We start from the raw sequence: 4854 nt of genomic DNA on the forward strand, positions 1-4854 counted from the left end.
TGAACATAAACCAGATGCATCTTAGCCAAGCCGCAAACCTGTCCTAAAAAGCAGGACCACTTCAGTCTCGACGGGCGCTGTTCTTTTCTCTGTCTCGCCAAATGGAGCCATACGGCTTAACACCGCATCCAACTGTCGGGCGGGATCATTTAGCAACGCAAGCTGTGCCTCCATTTTGTTCGGGAGCCAAATATCATCACTATCGACGGTTGCGAAAATATCCGTCGTGGTCGCGCGTATCCCCGTAGATGTTGCCGATCCCGATCCGCGATTTTCAGTTCGAATAACCCTGATCAGCGGGCCTTGCTGTTCTGCAACGGTGGCGGTTGCATCGGACGATCCATCGTCTACGACGACGATTTCCTTGGGGGGAACAGTTTGCGCAAGTACAGACTGTATTGTCTCGGCCAAATACCTTTCGGCATTATAGGCGGGGATGATTACCGAATATATGCTACTACTCATAGAGTTTTAGAGCCCTTTCAATTTCTGCCATATCCTCTGCGCGCACCATACCTGCAGCGCCCAATAGGGCAGGATTTTTACGGCGGCGCATAGCGTGCAACAGCATCGCGCGACGAATACCGGATTGTGACGCCATAAAATCTCGAGTCACGTTGTTGGCGTGTCGCCGATAGTAAAAGAAAATATAATCATGGAACACAAAAGCATTAGTTATCTCTGCAATTCTTAGACGAAAATCTGCATCTTCGCCGTGATCAAAGGAGGTATCAAAGCACCCCACCTCGCGAATGAGATCTGTTTTAAACATCCCGGCAGACAGCATGCCCCCCCCCCACAGTCGGCCACTCGGGCGACACAGGCTCGCCGGTTTCCAAGGCCTTCGTCGGCACGACCTGATACATGCCCGTCACAAACCTTGCCAAAGGATTGGCACGCAACACAGCAAGGCTTTTCTCGATCGCTCCGTTTGCCAGAATGTCGTCGGCATCCAGAAAAATCACGTAGTTCGAGTTTACATCAAGTTTCTCCAACAACAGATTTCTAGCGGCCGAGGTACCCAAGTTCTCGGCATGCCTAAAAAGCTTTATCGCGGGGTGCTTTTGCGACATCTCGTCAACCACTTGGTGCGTGTCATCGACAGAGCCGTCATCACAGACAAGGATTTCAAAACCGATCTCGACATTTTGTCGAAAGACCGAGAGCAAAGCAGCTTTGATATACGCGCCTGCGTTATAGGCCGGAATAATGACGCTTATCATGTCACACTTTCTAATATGTCAGTTAGGACACTCACATTTTCTTGGTTATGCTTGGACAGTTCCAATTTGTAACATGGCAAGGATCGCACCAATTCGGCACATGTTTGAAATACCGCCTTATGATCAGACCCCAGTTGCTTGAGTGAGGAAAAAGTCAGAGTTTTGAACACCTGGCCTGCCGCAATGGGATAATACCGCGCCTTGGCGGCACCCGTTTCGGGCATGACAAGCGCATTCACAGGAACGGATGTTGAAATAGCATGCCCGATCTGAGTCTCGGGTCGGAATACGGCCTTGCCCTGCCAATTCAGAGAGGCCTCCGCACTTAGGCCAAGGCGTTCAAGACCACTCGGATCTTGCTTGACTGACATGTGAATGGCATGGGCGCGAAAATCGGGTCCGTTGGTTATCAACGTATAGTCATCGCCCGCAGATTGTAGCCCTTCGATCAGCGCGCCAAGCGTGGTGCCGGATTTTCCTGCGCCACCATCCCCGACCAGTAAAACGCCGGAATTGCATGTCCCAATCGACGCCGCATGCAGCATCGTCTTGCCATTCTCCAACGCAATCCAATTGCAGAAATGCACTAGAGGCGCAGTTTTCTCCCATACCGGAGACCGTTCCGTACCGCATTGCAATCGCACGCCAAATCCGGCGACAGGATCAAAGATATCCCACCTTTGTTCTTCGGGGGAATATATCGCTTTGACGCCAATCTGCGCGAGCGCCTTGTTCAGCTCCAACAAGTCCTTTTGATGATGATGCGGGGCGCGAAAACCAGATCGAAGATGCCACGATGTGTAATCAACATACACGCTGAATGGGGGTGTTTCTATCTCGCTTGCAGCCCCAGACCAAAGACACAGGTCCACACTTGACCGCAGATCATTTTGAGACTCGGCCAAACGAAACGACGTCTCTCCAACCTGCACATCCACCTTTTCAGACGGCGGGCACCGCTCAAACTGTTGTTTCCCGTAAGCCAATGCTTGCTGAACAAATATAGCAAGATCTGACTGAGCAGCACTCATGCTGCCCGCAAGATCGTTCATTTTGTCAGCCGGCCAGTAATGGGATCGATATCATGGATCGGATCTGCGGCAATCAAGTCCGCAAGATCATCATGGCTTTCCAAAAAGAAGCTCTGACCAGCCGCCAGAATGGTCGCACAGATATCACCGTCAGCCTGTTTTGTTTGACTTTGTGCTTCGCGGATCAACCCAAATTCCAACAGTTTTTCGATGACTTGTTCGACATCCGACGCAACGCCAGCCTCCAACGCGTCCAATCCCGAGGTCAAAGACGACAGACTGGTACCTGTGGTGAGCGCCTCCAAAAGCGGCACTAGGCGCTCGCCTGCATCGAAGTATTTTCCTGAATCCAAGTTCAGAATAACCAGACCTTCTTGGAAACTCTCTGCAACAACTTTTGGGGTGGAAAACTCGAAAGTTCCACCGTTATGACCTGTGACCAATGATAATCCTCCTCAACCTAACCCCAGCCAACTTATGACGTCGCGGGTCAACTTGGCGAGCGAAAACCAATCTCGAAATCACATTTTTTTGCGACCTCGGGATCATGCGTTACAATGAAAACAAGAGCATGCGACTTGTACTGCAGAATGTCGTGCATCACGGTCAACGCGGTCTTCGTATCAAGATTATTGGTTGGTTCATCGAAAATATAGACTGGCACATCCCGATAGAGCGCGCGCGCAATGCTAATCCGTTGCCGTTGCCCTCCAGACAACCTCCGCCCCATTTCTCCGATTGGATCGGTTAAGGCATTCTCACCGAGGCTTTTCAAGAAAGGGCTCAGCCCAGCCACCTCGCAAGCTTTGCGCACACGATCATCATGCGTTTGCGCACCCGCCGAGACATTCGCTTGGATACTGTCATCGAATAGACTTGGCGTCTGCGGACAATAGCTGATCTGGTCCTGCCAACTTCTTGCATTTCCAGACCCTAGCGCGTTTCCATCAATCAAGACCTGACCCGATGTCGGAGACACAAGGCCAGAGATGATATCAATCAACGTGCTTTTCCCAGACCCCGAAGGGCCGGTGATGGCAATTGTATCCCCGCATTTTGCCGTAAAGGACACATTTTTAAGCACGGGATTGCGTCCTTCGGGATATGTGAAACACACATCCTTGATCACCATCTCAGATTTCATTCTTGGGAATGCAACGCCGGGTTCTGGCTGAGGTACATCACCGATCGTATCGGAAAGTGCGGTTGCAAAGACCTGTCCACTGCGCAGGTTCGCGAGATTTACATAAATCAAGTGTCCCATCGGGAACAGTTTTAGCCCAGCCGCAAGAAACAACAGCAGTTCCGGAATAGCCTCGGCTCCGCTCTTGTTGGGCTGTGCAAGATAGATTGAGAGCACCAACACAAGAACCAAAAACAGACATGCCTCTAAAATAACTTTCGGCATTTCCGTATAGACCGACCTTTGGCTCGTTGCTTGAGCAATTGTGCTTGAAACGTCGCGAAAATCGTCGGTGCATTTGCGCTCCAACTTTAGCAACATGACATCGCGGATCGACGAAAATGCCTCTGTGCTGATCCTCTGGCGTCGGGCGTGCGCCAGATGCTGAAGCTTAGCACTTTTATCAAGTCTGGGCTTCACCAAGGTGAATACCACCAGATACCCCGCCCCCAACACCATGGCCACAACACTTGTTTCGAGCGGACGCACAATGAGCAGCACCAACAAGACGCACAGAACCAATGAAACCTGCGAGGCCAGCCGCCCAAGAGGAACCAGAAACAGGCCTATGAACTCCTGAACATCATTCAAGAGCTTGGCCCGCAGATCGGCTGAGTTATTCTGTAAATGCCACTGATATGGCTGAGCAAGGAACAGGCCAAACATACGTGCGCTTAATGCGTAACCTTCGCGCATACATGTCGTTGCCGTTTTGTTGATTGCGAGAATTCGCAAAAGCAGACCCAAACAATACAGCAAAGCAAGTAGCGCAATAATGACGGGTTGAGGCATCGACACCGGCACACCCCACATGTGGGTGGTTTGACCAAAGGACATACTTAGCACCGGCACCATAAGCGCGATACCAAGCGTTTCGATGATTGACGCGCCAGCTGCCAAGATAAACACCCTGCGCACACGTCGCCAACTTGCCTGCCCAAGAATGGTGCTCATTGTTTTCGCGTAACTCATCACGTGAATGATCCTGACAATGGCCCTTGTCTGTCGCGCCCAGATGGCACGATAAGCAGGACACAATCAAACCCGTCATGATGTGGCAATCGAAAACACATCCCGAACCGCAAAGACAGTAGACTGATCATTTTCGAAACACTGCAAGCCAACGGGTTCCCAAACGCTCCCAAAAAGATCGGGCGATCAAGCGTTTGGAATGCTTCACACCTGTCCCGCTACGCCAATATCGGATATTAAACATAGCCTTGGCCCGGTTGATAAATGCCACAGTAAACACCGCTTTGTGCCCGCGGGCGCGAAACTGAAACTCAAGTATCTGTAAATATGCCGAAACAGAGCTGAATTTGGCGCTATCATCGTCATAAAATGCCCATTCTGGACCTGTCACGGTTTGATGCCGCTCCTTTGATAGCATTTACTGCAACAAAGGAGATGAACTATG

The 4854-nt window shown here is 50.9% G+C and carries 7 protein-coding genes; all 7 read right to left on the reverse strand.

Going from position 1 to position 4854, the window contains the following annotated elements:
• Positions 1–21: 21 nt before the first annotated feature.
• The 7 genes from FAP39_RS17160 to FAP39_RS17190 all read right to left on the reverse strand — a co-directional run bounded on the left by FAP39_RS17160 (position 22) and on the right by FAP39_RS17190 (position 4800).
• A complete protein-coding gene (locus FAP39_RS17160; protein ID WP_138017593.1) occupies positions 22–465 on the reverse strand; it encodes a glycosyltransferase family 2 protein in 444 nt (147 codons plus the stop codon).
• Positions 458–787, reverse strand: a complete 330-nt coding sequence (locus FAP39_RS17165) for a glycosyltransferase family protein (RefSeq protein ID WP_138017594.1) — start codon at positions 785–787, stop codon at positions 458–460. Before FAP39_RS17165 ends, FAP39_RS17160 begins: the two co-directional genes overlap by 8 nt.
• Positions 765–1223, reverse strand: coding sequence for a glycosyltransferase family 2 protein (locus FAP39_RS17170; RefSeq protein WP_138017595.1), 459 nt, complete (start codon positions 1221–1223; stop codon positions 765–767). Before FAP39_RS17170 ends, FAP39_RS17165 begins: the two co-directional genes overlap by 23 nt.
• The gene (locus FAP39_RS17175) at positions 1220–2275 is read right to left on the reverse strand and encodes a phosphoenolpyruvate carboxykinase (ATP) (protein WP_138017596.1); all 1056 of its coding nucleotides are present in this window, start codon (positions 2273–2275) and stop codon (positions 1220–1222) included. The genes FAP39_RS17170 and FAP39_RS17175 overlap by 4 nt, the downstream gene beginning before the upstream one ends.
• A complete protein-coding gene (locus FAP39_RS17180) occupies positions 2272–2697 on the reverse strand; it encodes a hypothetical protein (protein WP_138017597.1) in 426 nt (141 codons plus the stop codon). Before FAP39_RS17180 ends, FAP39_RS17175 begins: the two co-directional genes overlap by 4 nt.
• 47 nt (positions 2698–2744) lie before the next feature.
• On the reverse strand, positions 2745–4391 hold the full coding sequence (locus FAP39_RS17185; protein ID WP_171006915.1) for an ATP-binding cassette domain-containing protein: 1647 nt from the start codon (positions 4389–4391) through the stop codon (positions 2745–2747).
• Positions 4392–4536: 145 nt separating this feature from the next.
• On the reverse strand, positions 4537–4800 hold the full coding sequence (locus FAP39_RS17190; protein ID WP_138017599.1) for a hypothetical protein: 264 nt from the start codon (positions 4798–4800) through the stop codon (positions 4537–4539).
• Between the last annotated feature and the right edge of the window lie 54 nt (positions 4801–4854).

This window comes from Shimia litoralis (assembly GCF_005518135.1).
GTDB lineage: Bacteria > Pseudomonadota > Alphaproteobacteria > Rhodobacterales > Rhodobacteraceae > Shimia_E > Shimia_E litoralis.

Bases quoted from the DNA above. Each gene is read 5' to 3' on its own strand.
- FAP39_RS17160 (WP_138017593.1), bottom strand. From the start codon at position 465: ATGAGTAGTAGCATATATTCGGTAATCATCCCCGCCTATAATGCCGAA.
- FAP39_RS17185 (WP_171006915.1), bottom strand. From the start codon at position 4,391: ATGAGCACCATTCTTGGGCAGGCAAGTTGGCGACGTGTGCGCAGGGTG.
- FAP39_RS17165 (WP_138017594.1), bottom strand. From the start codon at position 787: ATGCTGTCTGCCGGGATGTTTAAAACAGATCTCATTCGCGAGGTGGGG.
- FAP39_RS17170 (WP_138017595.1), bottom strand. From the start codon at position 1,223: ATGATAAGCGTCATTATTCCGGCCTATAACGCAGGCGCGTATATCAAA.
- FAP39_RS17175 (WP_138017596.1), bottom strand. From the start codon at position 2,275: ATGAACGATCTTGCGGGCAGCATGAGTGCTGCTCAGTCAGATCTTGCT.